The following is an 18,376-nucleotide window of genomic DNA, read 5'->3' as shown; positions in this document are numbered from 1 at the left end:
GGATCAAACCCGGAAGCCGGAATCCGTTGATGAAAACTCGGTGGACGTAAATCGAGTGCGTGGAGAACTCCTGCCCGCGACGCTGAGGGAATGAAAGCTGAAGGAATGAAAGAAGGACGACCCTCCCCGGCGAGCATCAGGCAGCACACACCGGATGAGCAGCACACGCCAAATGAGCAGCGCGCGCCGGATGAGCAGCGCACCGTGAGAATCTCCAAGTACTTGTCGAAGCATCTGCGGCATCAGCCCGACCGCATCGGGCTGGCCCTCGACGAGAACGGCTGGGTCGAGATCGACGCGCTCCTGACCGCCACCGCCGCACACCGCTTCCCTCTCACCCGGGCCGAGCTGGACCACGTGGTGGCCGTCAACGACAAACAGCGCTTCGCGGTCCGAGACGGCCAGATACGCGCCCAGCAGGGCCACTCCGTGGACGTCGACCTCGGTCTGCCGCCCGCGACCCCGCCCGCGTACCTCCACCACGGCACAGTCGCCGCGCGTCTGTCGCAGATCCGTGCGCAAGGGCTGCGGCCCATGAACCGGCACGCCGTCCACCTCTCGTCCGACCGCGAGACCGCGACGCGGGTCGGGGCGTGCCGTGGACGGCCCGTCGTCCTGTCCGTCGACGCGGGCGCGATGCACCGCGACGGCCATGTCTTCCAGGTCACCGGCAACGGCGTCTGGCTCACGGCCGCCGTCCCGCCCGGCTACCTGCGCTTCCCCGGCCCCCGCTGACCCGCGCCCGCGGCCGGCAGGCATGATCGGTCGCATGGAGCACCTGCCCAGTACCGAGGCCGCCCTCGCCGCCCTGCGTGCGGTGGCCCGCGAGCATGACCGGGAGATCGAGGTCTCCCACGCCATCGGCGCCGATCAGACCTCGCGGCGCAGCGCCGCCGGGATCGGCGTGACGGCGGATCCGGACGGTTCGCTGCCGCACGAGGCGTTCGTCGAGTTCGGTGGCTCGCCCCGGATCTCGGTGCGGCTCTATCCCGACGACGGCGGCGCCCAAGGCGACGGTGGCGGCGGTGCCGACACCCTGATCACGGTGGAGGGCGTCGAGTACCACGACGTGCCGCGTGACGCGGTGCCCGCGTTCGTGCGGTCGGTTCTAGGGGGCCTCGCCCACGTCAAGGGCAGGCGATTCCCGCCCGGCTACCGACTGGTCGTGCCGCTGCCCGGCGACGAGACGTACAAGGAGTTCGTCCCCTTCGGCACGCTCACGCCGTGGCTCAGCTCCCGGGTGCGCTGAGGGAGCACGCCACCGTGAATCGGCGCGGGCGGTTCAGCGCAGCTGGGAGAGCGCCTCGGTCGCGATCTTCTCGAAGACGTCCTGGTCGGTGGCGAAGTCCGAGTCCGGGATCGGGGCGTGGACGACGATCTCCGTGAAGCCGAGGTCCCTGTGCCGGCCCGCGAAGTCCACGAAGGCGTCGACGGACTCCAGGGGACGGTTGCGGTCCGGCGTGAAGCCGGTGAGCATGATCTTGTCCAGCTCGGCCACGTCCCGGCCGAGGTCCGCGCACGCCTTGCCGAGCCTCTCGATCTGCCCCCGGAGCGCCTCGCGGGACTCCTCGGGCGTGCCGTTCTCGAAGAGCTTCGGGTCGCCCGTGGTCACCCACGCCTGGCCGTGCCGGGCGGCGAGCCGCAGACCGCGCGGGCCGGTCGCCGCCACCGCGAAGGGCAGTCGCGGCCGCTGGACGCAGCCCGGGATGTCGCGCGCCTCGGTCGCCGAGTAGAAGGTCCCCTCGTACGTCACCGAGTCCTCGGTCAGCAGCCGGTCGAGCAGCGGCACGAATTCGCCGAACCTGTCGGCGCGCTCGCGCGGGGTCCAGGGCTGCTGCCCCTCGGCGAGGAGGGTCGTGGCGTCGAAGCCGTTGCCGCCGGCGCCGATGCCGAGCGTGATCCGCCCGCCGGAGATGTCGTCGAGCGAGATGAGTTCCTTGGCGAGGGTCACCGGGTGGCGGAAGTTGGGTGACGTCACGAGCGTGCCCAGGCGCAGCCGCTCGGTGGCGGCCGCGGCGGCGGTCAAAGTGGGCACCGCGCCGAACCACGGGCCGTCGCGGAAGGAGCGCCAGGCGAGGTGGTCGTACGTGTACGCGGTGTGGAAGCCCAGCTCCTCGGCGCGCAGCCACTGGTCGCGGCCGCCTTCGTGCCAGCGGCGTACGGGCAGGATCACGGTGCTCAGGCGCAGGCTCATGCCTCAGAGCTTACGGCGACGCCGACGGCCCCCGAATGGACCCCTTCCCGCCGCCCCGCCCGGACACCGACCCCGTAAGGACATGGCTCGGCCCGCGGCCCCCTTGTGGCTCGACCAGCGCCGGCGTCCGGCCGACGTCCACTCAGATGTGCGCCCCCGCGCACGCCCGTGCGGGCATATGCGGGACAATCGGCGGTGTGACCTCAGCTACCCCAGGGCCCCAGCCTCCGGCCGTCCCCACCCCGGACACCCCGGCCGTCTCCGCGCCGTCGGGGCCGCGGCCACGGCCCCGGCTGATCGCGACGGACCTGGACGGCACGCTGCTGCGCGACGACAAGTCGGTCTCCGACCGCACGATCGCCGCGCTCGCCGCCGCCGAGGAGGCCGGCATCGAGGTCTTCTTCGTGACCGGCCGCCCGGCCCGCTGGATGGATGTGGTCAGCGCCCATGTCCACGGCCACGGCCTCGCCATCTGCGGCAACGGCGCCGCGGTGGTCGACCTGCACGGCGGCCCCGGCGCCCACCGTTTCGTCAAGGTCCGCGCGCTGGAGCGGGCGTGCGCCCTCGACGTCGTCCGTAGGCTGCGCGCCGCGTCGCCGGGTACGGCCTTCGCGATCGAGCGGACCGGCGGACTGCACCACGAGGAGGCGTATCCGCCGCTGCACATGGAGCCCGGCGAAAGCGTCGCGCCCGCGGAGAAGCTCCTGGCCGAGGACCCCGGCGACCCCGCCGTCGCCGAACAGCCCATCCTGAAGATCCTCGCCTTCCATCCCGAACTCCAGCCCGACGACTTCCTGGTGACCGCCCGCGCGGCCATCGGGGAGCGGGCCACGGTCACCCGCTCCAGCCCCAGCGCGCTGCTGGAGATCAGCGGCCCCACCGTCTCCAAGGCCAGCACGCTGGCGCTGTGCTGTGCCGAGCGCGGCATCACGCCCGCAGAGGTCGTCGCCTTCGGAGACATGCCGAACGACATCGAGATGCTGACCTGGGCGGGCACGTCGTACGCGATGGGCAACGCCCACCCGGACGTCATCGCCGCCGCCTCGGGGCGCACCGTCGCCAACAACGACGACGGTGTCGCGGTCGTGATCGAACGGATCCTGGCGGAGCGCCTGAAGCAGCGGGACCGGTCCTAGATCCGGACCCCTCGCCGCGCCAGCCACTTCCGCGGATCGACCCCCGAGCCGAAGCGCGGCGTGAGCCGGGTCTCGAAGTGCAGATGCGGGCCGGTGGAGTTCCCGGTGGTGCCGGCCTGTCCGACCCACTGGCCGGCGCGCACCTTGTCCCCCTCGTCCACCGTGACGGCCGCCAGATGCGCGTACTGCGTGAAATACCCGCCGCGGTGCCGCACGACGACCTCGATGCCGAAGGCGCCACCGCACGCCACGCTGTGCACCCGGCCCGCGCCGACCGACCGCACGGGTGCCCCGATGCCGACCGCGAAGTCCTGCCCGGTGTGCCGGTGGGCCCAGCGCCGGCCGGTGCTGTCGAAGCCCGCGGAGAGTTCGTACTCCCTCACGGGCGCCACCCACGCGCGCGCGGAGGCTGATTTCGGCTGACGCAGATGCTGACGTACGGCGCCTCGGCACCTGCCTGCGGCGACCGCCCGATCCGCCTGGCCCTGCATCCTCCTCTGAGCCGACTCAAGCTTCCGTTCGATGCCCCTCTTCAACCTCGCCAGCCGGGCGCTGCGCCGGAGCAGCGCGCGCTTGGCCAGGTCCGCCCTCCGCTTGGCGGCCGCGAGCCGGGTGGCGGCCCGCTGCGTCTCGGCGACCGCGCTGTTGACCGCCAGGTCGGCCTGCGACAGGACCTGTCGGCCGCGCATCAGGGCGTCGGGGCTGTCGGCCAGGAGCAGCCCAGCGGCGTAGGGGAGGCCGCCCCCCGTGCGGTACTGGGCACTGGCCAGCAGGCCGAGGTCCTCGGACAGCACGGCGACATGGCGCCGTTGCGCGGCAAGAAGTCGGTCCAGTTTCCGAACTTTCCTCTTCTGGAGGCGTGCCGCCCGACGCCCTTCTTCGTAGTGGGCGCTCGCGCGGGCGGCCTCTTCGTAGAGCCGCGCCACGGTGGCGCCGGCGCTCGACCCCTCGGTGGTCACGGCGGCGGCCGCGGCGGGAGGCGACGCGGCCGGAACCACGAGCCCGAGCAGCGCGCACAGCAGCACCGACACACTCAGGAGCCGGCGCGGAAGGCACGGGCGCGGACGACGGTGGCTCAGGCGCATGTCACCGATCGCTTCCCCGCGGGGCCCGGGACCTCCTACGCCACTCGTGTACTCGGGGGGCGTGGTTGCCCCGTCCAGCCCAGCGGCATGGCCCCGAACGGCCGTACAGCGCCCCCGCACAGGGCTTCCCTTACGTCGATACGGCGACAGGCCCGGACGTCAGTACGGCGCCTGCCACACCACCGTCGTACCGCCGCCGTCCTCGCCGATCCCCTCCCCGTACCAGCTGTCGCCGCCCAGTGACTCGGCCCGCCGCTTGAGGTTCTTCAGGCCGCTGCGCCGACCGCCCTCGGCGATGCCCACGCCGTCGTCGGCGACCGTCAGGCGTACGCCCTGCTGCCCGTCGGGCAGCCGCACCGTCGAGTCGACGACGACGTCGATGCGGGCGGCGTGGGCGTGCCGGAAGGCGTTGGAGAGGGCCTCCCGCAGGGCCGCGATGAGGTTCTTCCCGGTCAGCTCGCCGACCACGGTGTCCACGGGACCGACGAAGTGGTGGGTGGGCTTGAAGCCGAGCGGGACGGCGGCCATGTTGATCTCGCGCAGCACGCGCGTGCGCAGCCCCGACGGCGCCTCGGCCGGACCCTGCTGGAGCGCGAAGATCGCGGTGCGGATCTCCTGGATCGTCACGTCCAGTTCGTCCACGGCCCGCCCGACGCCGACCTGCACCTCCGGCACGACGGACCGGCGCTGGGCGCTCTCCAGCATCATCCCGGTGGCGAAGAGGCGCTGGATGACGAGGTCGTGCAGGTCCCTGGCGATCCGGTCGCGGTCCTCGTACACGGCGAGCCGCTCCCGGTCCCGCTGCGCGTCGGCCATCATCAGGGCGAGCGCGGCCTGTGAGGCGAACTGGGCGGCGAGCGTCCGCTCGGCCTCGCTGAACCGGCGCGCCCCCCGCGCGCGGGGCGTCACGAGCGTCCCGAGGACCCGGCCGTCGCTGTGCAGCGGCAGCATCATCACCGGACCGTAGCGGCGCGCGAGGTCGGTCATCGTCCGGGGGTCGGTGGCCGCGTCGTCGATGAAGACGGCCTCCCCTTCGAGGAGTTGCGCCACGATGCGGCTCTCCGGAGGCACGATCAGGCCGAGCGCCCCGGTGGGCTCGTCCGAGGAGACGGCGACGACCTCCATGCCGCCCTCCTCGTCGGGCAGCAGCACGATCCCGGCCGCCGAGTCCGCGAGGTGCCTGGCCTGTTCGGCGACGACGGCGAGGGCGTCCTCGGCGTCGCTGCCGGAGAGCAGGGCCGTGGTGACCGCCACCGAACCGTCGATCCAGCGTTCGCGCTGCTTGGCGGCTTCGTAGAGGCGGGCGTTGCCGATGGCGATGCCGGCCTCCGTGGCGAGGACGCGCACCATGTGCACGTCGTAGTCGTTGAACTCGGCCCCGTCCCGCTTCTCCGTCAGATAGAGGTTGCCGAAGATCTCCCCCTGGACGCGGATGGGGACGCCGAGGAAGGTCCGCATCGGCGGGTGGTGGGCCGGGAACCCGCAGGAGCGCGGGTCGGCGGAGAGATCGGCGAGGCGCAGCGTCCTCGGCTGGTGGATGAGGGCACCGAGCAGCCCCTTGTGGCCGTCCGGCAGCCGCCCGATCCGCTCGGCGGTCCGCTCGTCGATACCGTGGTAGACGAACTCGGAGAGCCCCTTGCCGTCCTCGGCGACGACGCCGATGGCGGCGTAGCGCGCGTCCGCCAGTTCCGCGGCGGTCTCGCAGATGCGGTCCAGGGTGGTGTGGAGTTCGAGCCCGGTACCGACCGACCGCATGGCTTCGAGCAGCTGCGGCACCCGTGAGGTCAGCTCGGGCGAGAGCCCCTGGAGGCCGCGGGTCGCCCGCGCCGCCGTACCCGCCGGATCCGGTGTGCCGTCGGGGAGCGGGGAATCGGCGGAGGCCGAAGGTACTGGCATGACTTTGAGCCTAGTAAGTCCTATTTACCGGGGAAAGTCGAGGCCTGTCGGACACCGGCGGCCGTCGCTCCGGGGCCGCGTGCCCACGGAGGGAGTCCCGGCCTGCCCCCGTCCTCAGGCCACGCCGAGCAGATCAGCCGCGCGCTCTACCTCCACCATCCGCCGCAACGGGCCCGCCACCGCCGCCAGCTCCCCGTACGTGCCGCGCTGCGCCACGCGCCCGCTGTCCAGGACAATCACCTCGTCCACCGCGTCGAGCCCGGCGAGCCGGTGCGTGATGAGCAGTGTCGTGCGGCCCCTCGTGGCCGCCAGCAAGTCGGCGGTGAGGGCGTCCGCGGTCGGCAGGTCGAGGTGTTCGGCCGGCTCGTCGAGCACCAGGACGGGGAAGTCCGCGAGCAGCGCGCGGGCCAGCGCGAGGCGCTGCCGCTGGCCTCCGGAGAGCCGCGCCCCGTGCTCGCCGACGAGCGTGTCGAGGCCGTCGGGCAGCGAGGCGACCCAGTCGTCCAGGCGGGCCCGCTCCAGCGCGCCGCGCAGCTCCGCGTCCGTGGCGTCCTTCTTGGCGAGCAGCAGGTTCTCGCGCACCGAGCTGTCGAAGATGTGCGCGTCCTGGGCACACAGTCCGACCATGCCGCGCACGGTGTCGCCGTCCAGCGCGGTCGCGTCCGTGCCCCCGAGCGTGTACGTCCCTTCGTACGCGCCCAGGAAGCGCAACAGCACCTGCGCGAGCGTCGTCTTGCCCGAACCGGAGGGGCCGACCACGGCGATGCGCCGCCCGCGCTCCAGCGTCAGGTCGACACCGGCGAGCGCGTCACCCCGCTGACCCTCGTGGCGTGCGCGCAGCCCCTCGACCCGCAGCGGGAAGGGCGAGCACGGGGCGAGCACGGGCGCCGCGGGCTCCGGCAGCGGCTCGGGGGCGTCGAGGACCTCGTGGACGCGCTCGGCGCTCTTCATGACCCGCTGGCGGTACCGCACGGCGAGCGGCAACCCCAGCACCGCCTCGAACGCGGCGAGCGGCGTGAGCACGACCACGGCCAGGGCGACACCGCTGAGCCGCCCGTCTCGCACCGCCTGCACCCCCACGAGCGCGGCCGCGGTCACCGTGAGCCCCGTGATGAGCGCGCCGAGCCCGTCGCCGAGCGCGGTGGCGGTGGCGCCCCGGGAGGCGATCCGCGTCAGCTCGGCGTCGGCCTCCCCGGCCTTGGCCGTACGCCGCTTCAGCGCGCCGGCGACGGTCAACTCCGCCGTCCCCGTGAGCAGATCGGCCACGCGCGTGGCGAGCACCCCGCGCGCGGGGGCCAGCTTCCGCTCCGTGCGGCGCGCCACGGCACCGCTCAGCAGCGGCACCCCGACGCCCGCGGCGAGCAGCCCCACGGCGAGCACCGCGCCCGCCTCGGGCAGCAGCCAGGCGGTGAAACCGACGGCTCCGACGCTCACCGCGGCCGCGGCGGAGACGGGCAGCAGCCAGCGCAACCAGTAGTCCTGAAGGGCGTCGACGTCGGCGACCAGGCGGGAGAGGAGGTCACCGCGGCGGGTGGTGCGCAGGCCGGCCGGGGCGAGCCGCTCCAGGCGGCGGTAGACCGCGACGCGGGTGTCGGCGAGCATCCGCAGCACGGCGTCGTGCGAGACGAGCCGCTCGGCGTAGCGGAAGACGGCGCGGCCGATACCGAAGGCGCGGGTCGCCGTCACGGCGATCATCAGGTACATCACCGGGGGCTGCTCGGCGGCCCGGGATATCAGCCACCCGGACGTGGCCATGAGTCCGACGGCACTGCCCAGCGCGAGACTCCCCAGCAACAGCGCGAGCGCCAGCTGCCCTCGCCGCGCCCCCGCGGCTGCCCGTACGCGGGCCGCCACGCCACGCCCCTTGCCGGCGTCCCCCGTCCGACCATCCACCGTCACGATGGGCGAGGCCGCCCGCTCCCCGGCGGCCTGCGCATCGAGGGACGGCGCGGCCGAGGCCGACGCGTCGAGGGACGACGTATCGAGAGCCGGGCCGTCCAAGTCCGACGCGGCAAGGGCCGGGGCAACAAGAGCCGGCACGTCCAAGTGCGACGCGCCAAGGGCCGCCCCATCACCCCCCGACGGCCGCGCCGCCCCTCCGCGCACCGCGTCGAGCCGCACCACACGATCCGCCACGGCCAGCAGCGCGGGCCGATGCACGACCAGCAGCACCGTCCGTCCGACGGCCAGCCGCCGAACGGCCTCCACGACCCCCGCCTCGGTCCCCCCGTCGAGCGCCGCCGTCGGCTCGTCGAGCAGCACCACGGGCCGATCGGCCAGGAACGCCCGGGCCAGGGCGAGCCGCTGCCGCTGCCCGGCGGAGAGCCCGGCCCCGTCCTCCCCCAGCGGGGTGTTCGCCCCGGCGGGCAGCGCGTCCACGAATTCCAGCGCCCCCGCGTCGCGCAGCGCCTCCCGCAGCAGCGTGTCCGACGCCTCGGGTCGCGCGAGCCGTACGTTCTCCGCGATGGTCCCGGCGAAGAGGTGCGGGCGCTGCGGCACCCACGCGATCCGCTCGCGCCACCGTTCGGGGGAGACCTCCGCGAGGTCGACGCCCCCGACGCGCACCCGCCCCTCGGTGGGCCGCACGAACCCGAGCACCACGTTCAGGAGGGTCGACTTGCCCGCCCCGCTGGGCCCGACGAGCGCCACGGTCTCCCCGGGCGCCACCTCGAACGACGCCCCGGAGATCGCGTCCGAGACCCGCCCCGGATACCGGACCGTCACGCCCTCCACGCTCAGCACGCCGGACGGCGCCGCCCGGGTGCCGGTAGCCGGTACCGGGGTCTCGAGGACCTCGAAGATCTCCTCGGCGGCGGCAAGACCCTCCGCCGCCGCGTGGTACTGCGCGCCGACCTGGCGCAGCGGTAGATAGGCCTCGGGGGCGAGGACGAGGATGACGAGGCCGACGTACAGGTCCATCTCGCCGTGGACGAGTCGCATGCCGATGGTCACCGCGACCAGCGCGACGGAGATCGTGGCGAGCAGTTCCAGCGCGAAGGACGACAGGAAGGCGATGCGCAGTGTCCGCATCGTCGCCTGCCGGTACTCGCCGGTGATCTTCCGGATCGACTCGGTCTGTGCCTTGGCGCGGCCGAACACCTTCAGGGTGGGCAGGCCCGCCACGACGTCGAGGAAGTGCCCCGAGAGCCGGGACAGCAGCTTCCACTGCCGGTCCATCCGGTGCTGCGTCGCCCAGCCGATCAGGATCATGAAGATCGGGATCAGCGGCAGCGTCACCACGATGATCGCCGCCGACACCCAGTCCTCGGTGACGATGCGGGCGAGCACCGCCACGGGGACCACCACCGCGAGCCCCAGCTGCGGCAGATAGCGCGAGAAGTAGTCGTCGAGCGCGTCCACGCCCCGCGTCGCCAGCGACACCAGCGAGCCGGTCCGCTGCCCGCTCGACCATGCGGGCCCCAGCTCACCGGCCCGCGCCAGGAGCCGCCCCCGCAGCTCCGACTTGACCGCCGCGCTCGCCCGGTGCGCGGCCAGCTCGGTCAGCCAGGAGACCAGCCCCCGGCCCACCGCGACCAGGGCGAGCAACGACAGCGGCATACCCAGGTCGGCGACGGACAGGCCCTTCTGGAAGGCGCCCACCACGATCTCGGCGATGAGCATCGCCTGGCAGATCACCAGACCTGCCCCCGCGAGGCCCAGGACCACCACCGCGACGAGGAAGAAGCGGGTGGCACGGGCGTACCGGAGCAGACGCGGATCGATTGGTTTCACGTGAAACACGCCTTCCTGAGAGCCACAGGGACGTCGGAACCTAGTGGGCGGCGTCGGCGATGTGCTGCGTGCCGATGCGCTTGCGGAACACCCAGTACGTCCATCCCTGGTAGAGCAGCACGACGGGCGTCGCGATGACCGCGCACCAGGTCATGATCTTCAGGGTGTACGGGCTGGACGAGGCGTTGGTGACCGTGAGGCTCCACTCGTCGTTCAGGGACGACGGCATGACGTTCGGGAAGAGCGTCAGGAAGAGCATCGCGACGGCCGCCGCGATCGTGACGCCCGACAGCGCGAACGACCATCCCTCGCGCCCGGCCTTGATCGCCCCGATGGCGCCCACCAGCGCGAGCACCGCCACGGCCATCGCGACCAGGCTCTTGCCGTCGCCGTGGGCCAGCTGGGTCCACGTCAGGAAGCCCAGCGCCAGCACGGCCGTGACGAGCCCGAGACCGAGCGCCAGCTTCCGCGCACGCACCCGGATGTCGCCCACCGTCTTGAGCGAGGCGAACACCGCGCCGTGGAAGGTGAACAGGGTCAGCGTGACCAGGCCGCCCAGGATCGCGTACGGGTTGAGCAGGTCCCAGAAGGAACCCACGTACTCCTTGTGTGCGTCGATCGCGACACCGCGTGTGATGTTCGCGAAGGCCACGCCCCACATGACCGCCGGGATCAGCGACGTCCAGAAGATCGCGTGCTCCCAGTTGGTCTGCCACCGCTCCTCGGGCCGCTTGGCGCGGTACTCGAAGGCGACACCGCGCACGATCAGGCAGATCAGGATGACGAGCAGCGGCAGATAGAAGCCGGAGAAGAGCGTCGCGTACCACTCGGGGAAGGCGGCGAAGGTCGCGCCGCCCGCCGTGAGCAGCCACACCTCGTTGCCGTCCCAGACGGGGCCGATGGTGTTGATGAGGACCCGCTTCTCGACCCGGTCGCGGGCGAGCAGCTTGGTCAGGACCCCGATCCCGAAGTCGAAGCCCTCCAGGAAGAAGTAGCCGATCCACAGAACGGCGATCAGTACGAACCAGATGTCGTGGAGTTCCATGTCCTGAGCGCTCCTTCCTTCAGTACGAGAAGGCCATGGGCCGGTCGGCGTCGGCGTCCGATCCCGCACCGGAACCGCCGCGCGGCCCGCCGATCTTGGTGGGCGGGTCGAGGTCCGCCTCGGTCAGCTCGGGCGGCCCCTGCCTGACGTACTTGAGCAGCAGCTTCACCTCGATCACGGCGAGGATCGCGTAGATGAGCGTGAACCCGATCAGCGAGGTGAGCACCTCGCCCTGTGAGACGCCGGGCGAGACCGCGTCCCGGGTGCGGAGCACTCCGTAGACCACCCAGGGCTGCCGGCCCGTCTCGGTGAAGATCCAGCCCCAGGCGGTGCCGATGAGGGGGAAGATCAGCGTCCACTGGGAGAGCACCCACCACCAGTGGCCGAGTTTGGGGGCCAGCTCCTTGTTCTTGGTGAGCATGAGCTTGGGGATCTCGTCCGCGCCGGTGCGGTGCTCCGGAGCGAGCCAGAACTTCTTGCGCGTCAGCCACAGACCCGCGGTGCACAGGGCCATCGAGACTCCGCCGAAGCCGATCATCCAGCGGTACGACCAGTAGGCGGTGGGGATGTTGGGCCGGTAGTCACCGGGGCCGAACTTCTCCCGCGCCTCCTTGTTGAGGTCGTTGATGCCGGGGATCTCGGCGCTGAAGTTGTTCTTGGCGAGGAAGGACAGGACGCCGGGGACCTCGATGGCGACCTTGTTGTGGCCCTCGGCGACATCGCCGTACGCGAAGATCGAGAAGGGCGCCGGCTTCTCTGACTCCCACAGCGCCTCGGCGGCCGACATCTTCATCGGCTGCTGCTCGTACATGACCTTGCCGAGCGTGTCCGCGCTGACCACGGTGAGCAGGGTGCCGACGAACGCCGTGACCAGGCCCAGCCGCATCGACATGCGCATGGTGCGGATGTGCCGCTTCTTGCGCAGGTGGACGATGGCGATGCCGGTCATGAAGGCGCCGCCGACCAAGATGGCCGCCGAGATGACGTGGAAGAAGTTGACCAGCGTCGTCTCCTGGAAGAGCACCTTCGAGAAGTCCGTCAGCTCGGCGCGCTTGGTGCCGTCCCGCTCCACGATCTTGTAGCCGACCGGGTGCTGCATGAAGGCGTTCGCGGCGATGATGAAGTACGCCGACAGGATCGTGCCGATGGAGACGATCCAGATGGTCGCGCAGTGCAGCTTCTTCGGCAGCTTGTCCCAGCCGAAGATCCACAGGCCGATGAAGGTCGACTCGAAGAAGAAGGCGATCAGCGCCTCGAAGGCCAGCGGCGCCCCGAAGACGTCACCGACGAAGCGCGAGTAGTCGGACCAGTTCATGCCGAACTGGAACTCCTGGACGATGCCGGTGACGACACCCATCGCGATGTTGATCAGGAACAGCTTTCCCCAGAACTTCGTCGCCCGGAGGTAGTGCTCCTTGCCCGTCCGGACCCACGCCGTCTCCAGGATCGCCGTGAGGGCGGCCAACGAGATCGTCAGGGGGACGAACAGGAAGTGGTAGACGGTGGTGATGCCGAACTGCCATCGCGCCAAGGTCTCGGGCGCCAGAGCCAGGTCCACTGCGTCTCTCCTTACTCGCCGTGGTCATCGCGGCAGTTTGCCCCTGCTTGTCCCACTGATCTCCGGAGGAACCGGGGCACGCTTGTGAACGCGTTCACATTCACAAGCATTATGTCGTACTGGCTGTCGACGCCCAAATGGGGGGTCCCCTTACCGCCGGGACCCACAGCCGGGAACTTGCCGTCGGGGTCGCGGACCCTTCCCATCGGCTTCAACATATTGTTGAATCCGCGGCATGCAGACAGAGCAGCACCAGCTACGGATACGGATCTCCTGGCCCGCCGGCCACCTGACCGCGACGGTCGGCGACACCCCGACCTTCCGGGCCCTGGAGAAGGCCCTGCCGCTCACCGCCACCGCCCACACCTGGGGCGAGGAGGTCTACTTCGACACGGGCGTGAGCGTCCCGTGCGAGGCCGACGCCCGTCAGGTCGTCGAGCCGGGCACGGTGGCCTTCTGGCCCGACGGCGACGCCCTCGCGCTCCCCTACGGCCCCACGCCGATCTCGCGAGGCGACGAGTGCCGCCTCGCGAGCCCGTGCAATGTCCTCGGCCGGGTCGAGCAGGACCCGCGCCTCCTGGCGACCGTGCGCGACGGCGACCCGATCCGCGTCGAACTCCTCACCGCCTGAGGCCGGCCCCTCCCGGAGCACCTCGCTAAAGCTCCTTGCGGAACGCCTCCGCCGCCGCCAGGAAGACGTCGTTGGCCTCGGTCTCCCCGATCGTGGCCCGCATGCCCTCGCCCGCGAACGGCCGCACCACGACGCCGGCCCGCTCGCACGCCGCCGCGAAGTCGGCCGTACGGTCCCCGAGCCGCAGCCACACGAAGTTCGCCTGCGTCTCGGGCACCGTCCAGCCCTGCCCGCGCAGTGCCTCGACCACCCGGGTGCGCTCGGCGACCAGCGTGCCGACCCGGCCCATCAGCTCGTCCTCCGCGCGCAGCGACGCCACCGCCGCGTCCTGCGCCAGCTGGCTCACACCGAAGGGCACCGCCGTCTTGCGCAGCGCGGCGGCCACCGGCTCATGGGCGACCGCGAAGCCGACCCGCAGGCCCGCGAGACCGTACGCCTTGGAGAACGTCCGCAGGACGCAGACGTTGGGGCGGTCACGGTAGATCTCGATGCCGTCCGGCACCTCGGGGTCGCGGATGAACTCGCGGTACGCCTCGTCCAGTACGACCAGCACATCACTCGGCACCCGGTCCAGGAACCGCTCCAGCTCCGCCCTGCGGACCACGGTGCCGGTGGGGTTGTTGGGGTTGCAGACGAAGATGAGGCGGGTGCGCTCGGTGATGGCGTCGGCCATCGCGTCCAGGTCGTGCACCTCGCCCTCGGTCAGCGGCACCCGCACCGACGTCGCGCCGCTGACCTGCGTGATGATCGGGTACGCCTCGAAGGACCGCCACGCGTAGATGACCTCGTCGCCCGGGCCGGACGTGGCCTGGAGCAGCTGCTGGGCCACGCCCACCGAGCCGGTGCCGGTGGCGATGTGCGCCGCGGGCACCCCGAAGCGGTCGGCCAGCTCACTCATCAGACCCGTGCACGCCATGTCGGGGTAGCGGTTGAAGGAACCGGCCGCCGCGAGCGCGCTCTCCAGGACGCCGGGGAGCGGCGGGTAGGGGTTCTCGTTGGAGGACAGCTTGTAGGCCACCGGGCCGTCGGCCGCGGCGGGCTTGCCCGGCTTGTAGGTGGGGATCCCCTCCAGCTCGGCGCGCAGCCTCGGGCTCGTCTCGCTCACCGCAGTCCTCCTCGTACCAGTACCGGAACAGTTCGAAGATTCGAAAGTTCGCATCTCGAAGGTTCGAATACTGCTCACCTTATGAGGATTCGGCGCCGGTGCGAATGGCCTCCGGAGATCCATCCGCGATCGGTGGGCCCGGCCGCGCGCGGTGAAGGTGTGCGGCGAGCGGGGGGGCGCTCCGTGCTCCCCCGTGCGCCGGTGGCTCGCTCCGTGGCGCGCGTCACCCGTGAAGGTGAGTTGAGACCTCTTCGAGACCTACCGCATGCGCCGGGCCCTCGCGCGACGATCAGCGGCAGTGACTTCCTGAAAGCCCAACACCATTGCTTTCCATGGTCATTGACCGGGAGAGGCCTTGCAGAAACGTGCCTGTCAACGAGTGAATATGCACCCGCGCTACCCACCCCGATGAGCCCTACTATCGGCTCGCCATGACAGCAGCAGGGAAGCACCAGGTGAGCCGAGCGGAGACCGCGCGCCGGGGCAACCGGCACAACAGGGCGGGCATCAGAGACGTGGCCGCCGCAGCCGGTGTCTCCATCACGACGGTCTCCGATGCCCTCAACGGCAAGGGGCGGCTGCCCGATGCCACCCGACGCCACGTCCGAGAAGTCGCCGAGCGCCTGGGCTACCGCCCTTCCGCGGCGGCCCGAACCCTCCGTACCGGCAAGTCCGGCCTCATCGGCCTGACCGTGACGACGTACGGGGATGAACCTTTCACCTTCACCGAGTTCGCCTACTTCGCGGAGATGGCCAGAGCCGCCACCTCCGCCGCGCTCGCCCGGGGCTACGCCCTGGTGATCCTCCCGGCGACCTCGCGCCGCAGCCCGGTCGACGTGTGGTCCAACGTCGCGCTCGACGGCACCGTCGTCATCGACCCCTCCGACCACGATCCGGTGGTCAGCGAGCTGGTCAGGCAGGGCCTCCCCGTGGTCTCCGACGGCCGCCCCGCGGGCTCCCTGCCCGTCACCGCCTGGGTCGACAACGACCACGAGGCCGCCGTCCTGGAGATCCTCGACCACCTCGCGGCCGCGGGCGCCCGCCGCATCGGCCTGCTCACCGGCACCACGACGGACACCTACACCCACCTGTCCACGACCGCGTATCTGCGCTGGTGCGAGCGCGTCGGACAAGATCCCGTCTACGAGTCCTACCCCGCGCACGACCCGTGTGCGGGCGCCGTCGCCGCCGACCGGCTGCTCGCCCGGCCCGACCGCCCCGACGCCGTCTACGGCCTCTTCGACCCCAACGGCACCGACCTGCTCGCCGCCGCCCGGCGTTACGGCCTGCGCGTCCCCGACGACCTGCTGCTCGTCTGCTGCAGCGAGTCCACCGTCTACGCCACCACGGAACCGCCCATCACCACGCTCTCCCTCAAGCCCCGGCGCATCGGCACGGCCGTCGTACAGCTCCTGATCGACGCCATCGAGGGCATCGACTCGGGCCGGCCGGTCGAGCAGGTGATACCGACCGAACTGATCGTCCGCACCTCGTCCGAGCGGCGTCCACCGCGCACTACGGTCAGCCCGCCGCGCTCCTCGGGCTCCGGCTGACCGCCACGAAGCCGGGCGGAGGAGGGCCACCCACTCGCGACGAGCGGGGAAACCTCTGCCCAATTCGGGAGAAATCATCGGTGAACCGGTGTCAGGGACCGATTCACCACCCCTGGTGCACCACACAGCGGGAGCCGCATTCCTATGATGGGCGGACGACACCGCGGGCCGCTGCGACCAGGCAGTCCGTTCTCGGTGCAGATGCGGCGCAATGGTGGTGGAGGGGTCGATGACTCAGGGGGCCGGTCAGGGACCCGATGTGCGGACGGCGACGCTGCGCGACTTCCGCGTACCGGCGTACGTCCATGAGACGACCGGTCCCGCCGAGGTGAGCCCCGCGCCCCCGGGCCCCGGGCCGGCCCCGGCCCCGGCTCCGGGGGAGGTGCCGGACGACGGCTACACCCCGACCCAGCGCGACCTGCCGGTCATCGGCCGCCGTGGTGACACGGTCCAGGTGCAGGTCATGCCGGATCCCCCGCAGCCGAGGCCCGGCGACCAGCACGGCCCGCTGTTCGTCGTGGGCGACGTGCACGGCTATCTGGACGAGCTCCTCGCGGCCCTCCAGGAACAGGGCCTCCTCGACGCCGAGGGCAACTGGGCGGCGGGCAACGCCCGCCTGTGGTTCCTCGGCGACTTCACCGACCGCGGGCCCGACGGCATCGGCGTCATCGACCTCGTGATGCGCCTGTCCGCCGAGGCGGCCGCCGCCGGCGGCTACTGCAAGGCCCTCATGGGCAACCACGAGCTGCTCCTGCTCGGCGCCAAGCGCTTCGGCGACACCCCCGTCAACTCCGGTGCCGGCACCGCCACCTTCCAGGCCGCCTGGCTGCTCAACGGCGGCCAGAAGACCGACATGGAGCGCCTGGAGGACCACCACCTGCAGTGGATGGCCCGGCTGGACGCGATGGAGGAGGCCGACGGGCACCTCCTGGTGCACTCCGACACGACCGCCTATCTCGACTACGGCGATTCGATCGAGGCGGTGAACGACACCATCCGCGAGACCCTCACGCGCAACGACGCCGACGAGTGCTGGGACCTCTTCCGCAAGTTCACCAAGCGCTTCGCGTTCCGCGACGAGTCCGGCCCCGCGGCCGTGCGCGAGCTCCTGGACATGTACGGCGGCACCCGCATCGTCCATGGTCACAGCCCCATCCCCTACCTCCTGGGGGATGTCGGCTCCGAGGACGAGTCGGACGGCGGCGGCCCGGTCATCGAGGGCCCGCACGTCTACGCCGACGGCCTGGCCATCGCCATGGACGGCGGAGTGACCATGGCCGGAAAGCTACTGGTCTGCCAACTCCCCCTGGGTATCTGAGCGTTCCCCGGGCAGGCACCCCTTTACAGGTCCGTGTTGCCCAGGGGGGGGAGAATTCTGGAAACCCCCTGTCAACGCGTGCCGTCACGGCTCTACCATCGGCTTATCCGTAGCAGGCTCCCCTCCGTTTCTGCCCGACGGCTCGTAGCCATGCGAGCCTTAGCCCTACGGAGCATCGGGGGATGCACATGAACAGCGCTCCACACCTGCTCAATGAGGACCGCCCCGAGTACGAGCGGATACTCGACGAGGCGCTGCGCACCGCACCTGACCGTCCTGAACTCGCCGCAGTGGGCCGGCGGCTCAACACCGAACAGCTGCGCACCATGGCCCTGAACGCGACAGCGCTGATCACGGCCGCCGCCGCGGCCGAGTACGCGCACTACGTGCAGGTTCGCGAGGAGGCGCGCGAACCTCGACCGTCCTCCACCTCGATCCGCGAAGGGAGCGGACACAGCGCCGCGGAGTCCGGCTCCGGCGGCATAGGCCTCGCCACGACGATGGGTGAGGTCACCGAACCGGCGGCCACGGCGGGAGCCGGCGCGATCGCCGTCGTCGCGGTCCTCGCGCCCGTCCTCGCGGGGGCGGCCGCCGCGATCTTCCTGCTCGTCGGCTACATCCTGAAGATGCTCAACCCCGAGCCCGCCTTCGCGGACACCCTGCTCACCGCGGGATGGCTGTTCGGCGCGCTGACGGCCGCGGGCATCCTGATCGCCGCGGTCGGCCTCCTGCTGACGGCCCTGCGCAACGGCTCCACCTCTCTCCAGGCGGGCCCGCACGGCGAGCTGCGCGACGAGGTGGCCCGGGCCAGAGAAGCCTGGGGCCTGGCGCTCCTGGAACAGGGCCTCGTGCCGTTCCTGCGGGCGGCCCTGGCGGATCCCGGTGCGGCGCCCGCCGCCCGCACGCCGTCCCAGGTGCCCGCCGACCCGCGGTCCGGCGGCCGCATGCCCCAACTCGGCTACCACCGACCGGGCTTCAGCAGCCCGGACGGCGGCAGGGCGCCCGGGTCGCGACCGAGCTACTCCAGCCCGGACTTCCCCAGCCCGGACTTCGGCGGGCCCGATCGCAAGCCGGAGTAGGCCGGGGAGTCCGCAGAGCCGACCCGGCGCTCTGCGGACACCCC

14 protein-coding genes are annotated in these 18,376 nt (G+C 71.7%); 7 read left to right on the top strand and 7 right to left on the bottom strand.

Features of this window, described 5'->3' with window-relative positions:
• The first annotated feature begins 135 nt into the window (after nucleotides 1–135).
• Both ACZ5GP_RS14395 and ACZ5GP_RS14390 read left to right on the top strand, forming a co-directional pair.
• Entirely contained in the window at nucleotides 136–735 is a 600-nt protein-coding gene (locus tag ACZ5GP_RS14395) for an RNA 2'-phosphotransferase (protein ID WP_468751281.1), read from the top strand.
• A gap of 34 nt (nucleotides 736–769) precedes the next feature.
• On the top strand, nucleotides 770–1,249 hold the full coding sequence (locus ACZ5GP_RS14390; RefSeq protein WP_468751136.1) for a hypothetical protein: 480 nt from the start codon (nucleotides 770–772) through the stop codon (nucleotides 1,247–1,249).
• A gap of 33 nt (nucleotides 1,250–1,282) precedes the next feature.
• Here the strand turns inward: ACZ5GP_RS14390 and ACZ5GP_RS14385 are convergent, their stop codons facing one another.
• Nucleotides 1,283–2,194 (bottom strand): LLM class flavin-dependent oxidoreductase, encoded by a 912-nt coding sequence (locus ACZ5GP_RS14385; protein WP_468751135.1) that lies wholly within the window; start codon nucleotides 2,192–2,194, stop codon nucleotides 1,283–1,285.
• Nucleotides 2,195–2,391: 197 nt separating this feature from the next.
• On the opposite strand from ACZ5GP_RS14385, the gene ACZ5GP_RS14380 reads away from it, so the two are divergent.
• On the top strand, nucleotides 2,392–3,330 hold the full coding sequence (locus tag ACZ5GP_RS14380; protein ID WP_468751134.1) for a Cof-type HAD-IIB family hydrolase: 939 nt from the start codon (nucleotides 2,392–2,394) through the stop codon (nucleotides 3,328–3,330).
• Here ACZ5GP_RS14380 and ACZ5GP_RS14375 read toward each other — a convergent pair.
• The 5 genes from ACZ5GP_RS14375 to ACZ5GP_RS14355 all read right to left on the bottom strand — a co-directional run bounded on the left by ACZ5GP_RS14375 (nucleotide 3,327) and on the right by ACZ5GP_RS14355 (nucleotide 12,646).
• Nucleotides 3,327–4,415, bottom strand: coding sequence for a M23 family metallopeptidase (locus ACZ5GP_RS14375; RefSeq protein ID WP_468751133.1), 1,089 nt, complete (start codon nucleotides 4,413–4,415; stop codon nucleotides 3,327–3,329). The genes ACZ5GP_RS14380 and ACZ5GP_RS14375 overlap by 4 nt on opposite strands.
• 159 nt (nucleotides 4,416–4,574) lie before the next feature.
• Nucleotides 4,575–6,311, bottom strand: a complete 1,737-nt coding sequence (locus ACZ5GP_RS14370) for a GAF domain-containing sensor histidine kinase (RefSeq protein WP_468751132.1) — start codon at nucleotides 6,309–6,311, stop codon at nucleotides 4,575–4,577.
• Between the two features lie 114 nt (nucleotides 6,312–6,425).
• Nucleotides 6,426–10,052, bottom strand: coding sequence for a thiol reductant ABC exporter subunit CydD (gene cydD, locus ACZ5GP_RS14365; RefSeq protein ID WP_468751131.1), 3,627 nt, complete (start codon nucleotides 10,050–10,052; stop codon nucleotides 6,426–6,428).
• 31 nt (nucleotides 10,053–10,083) lie between these two features.
• Nucleotides 10,084–11,088, bottom strand: a complete 1,005-nt coding sequence (gene cydB / locus ACZ5GP_RS14360) for a cytochrome d ubiquinol oxidase subunit II (protein ID WP_468751130.1) — start codon at nucleotides 11,086–11,088, stop codon at nucleotides 10,084–10,086.
• A 19-nt stretch (nucleotides 11,089–11,107) separates the two neighbouring features.
• Complete coding sequence (locus tag ACZ5GP_RS14355) at nucleotides 11,108–12,646, bottom strand: cytochrome ubiquinol oxidase subunit I (protein WP_468751129.1); 1,539 nt, start codon at nucleotides 12,644–12,646, stop codon at nucleotides 11,108–11,110.
• A gap of 235 nt (nucleotides 12,647–12,881) precedes the next feature.
• Here ACZ5GP_RS14355 and ACZ5GP_RS14350 point away from each other — a divergent pair, with 235 nt between their 5' ends.
• The gene (locus tag ACZ5GP_RS14350) at nucleotides 12,882–13,277 is read left to right on the top strand and encodes a cyclophilin-like fold protein (protein ID WP_468751128.1); all 396 of its coding nucleotides are present in this window, start codon (nucleotides 12,882–12,884) and stop codon (nucleotides 13,275–13,277) included.
• 25 nt (nucleotides 13,278–13,302) lie between these two features.
• Here ACZ5GP_RS14350 and hisC read toward each other — a convergent pair whose 3' ends face one another.
• Entirely contained in the window at nucleotides 13,303–14,382 is a 1,080-nt protein-coding gene (gene hisC / locus ACZ5GP_RS14345) for a histidinol-phosphate transaminase (RefSeq protein WP_468751127.1), read from the bottom strand.
• Between the two features lie 431 nt (nucleotides 14,383–14,813).
• On the opposite strand from hisC, the gene ACZ5GP_RS14340 reads away from it, so the two are divergent.
• The 3 genes from ACZ5GP_RS14340 to ACZ5GP_RS14330 all read left to right on the top strand — a co-directional run bounded on the left by ACZ5GP_RS14340 (nucleotide 14,814) and on the right by ACZ5GP_RS14330 (nucleotide 18,332).
• On the top strand, nucleotides 14,814–15,935 hold the full coding sequence (locus ACZ5GP_RS14340; RefSeq protein WP_358697868.1) for a LacI family DNA-binding transcriptional regulator: 1,122 nt from the start codon (nucleotides 14,814–14,816) through the stop codon (nucleotides 15,933–15,935).
• Nucleotides 15,936–16,149: 214 nt separating this feature from the next.
• Nucleotides 16,150–17,253, top strand: coding sequence for a metallophosphoesterase (locus ACZ5GP_RS14335; RefSeq protein WP_468751280.1), 1,104 nt, complete (start codon nucleotides 16,150–16,152; stop codon nucleotides 17,251–17,253).
• 182 nt (nucleotides 17,254–17,435) lie between these two features.
• Nucleotides 17,436–18,332, top strand: coding sequence for a hypothetical protein (locus ACZ5GP_RS14330; RefSeq protein WP_468751126.1), 897 nt, complete (start codon nucleotides 17,436–17,438; stop codon nucleotides 18,330–18,332).
• Nucleotides 18,333–18,376: the final 44 nt, after the last annotated feature.

It is taken from the genome of Streptomyces sp. NPDC031466, assembly GCF_055581265.1.
Note: the sequence above shows the minus strand (reverse complement) of the source record. Positions and strands in the feature narration are given on the sequence as shown.

What these genes read in the sequence shown, in the direction of transcription:
- ACZ5GP_RS14390 (WP_468751136.1), top strand. Translation starts at nt 770, where the DNA reads ATGGAGCACCTGCCCAGTACCGAGGCCGCCCTCGCCGCCCTGCGTGCG.
- ACZ5GP_RS14385 (WP_468751135.1), bottom strand. Translation starts at nt 2,194, where the DNA reads ATGAGCCTGCGCCTGAGCACCGTGATCCTGCCCGTACGCCGCTGGCAC.
- ACZ5GP_RS14375 (WP_468751133.1), bottom strand. Translation starts at nt 4,415, where the DNA reads ATGCGCCTGAGCCACCGTCGTCCGCGCCCGTGCCTTCCGCGCCGGCTC.
- ACZ5GP_RS14370 (WP_468751132.1), bottom strand. Translation starts at nt 6,311, where the DNA reads ATGCCAGTACCTTCGGCCTCCGCCGATTCCCCGCTCCCCGACGGCACA.
- cydB (WP_468751130.1), bottom strand. Translation starts at nt 11,088, where the DNA reads ATGGAACTCCACGACATCTGGTTCGTACTGATCGCCGTTCTGTGGATC.
- ACZ5GP_RS14350 (WP_468751128.1), top strand. Translation starts at nt 12,882, where the DNA reads ATGCAGACAGAGCAGCACCAGCTACGGATACGGATCTCCTGGCCCGCC.
- ACZ5GP_RS14340 (WP_358697868.1), top strand. Translation starts at nt 14,814, where the DNA reads ATGACAGCAGCAGGGAAGCACCAGGTGAGCCGAGCGGAGACCGCGCGC.
- ACZ5GP_RS14330 (WP_468751126.1), top strand. Translation starts at nt 17,436, where the DNA reads ATGCACATGAACAGCGCTCCACACCTGCTCAATGAGGACCGCCCCGAG.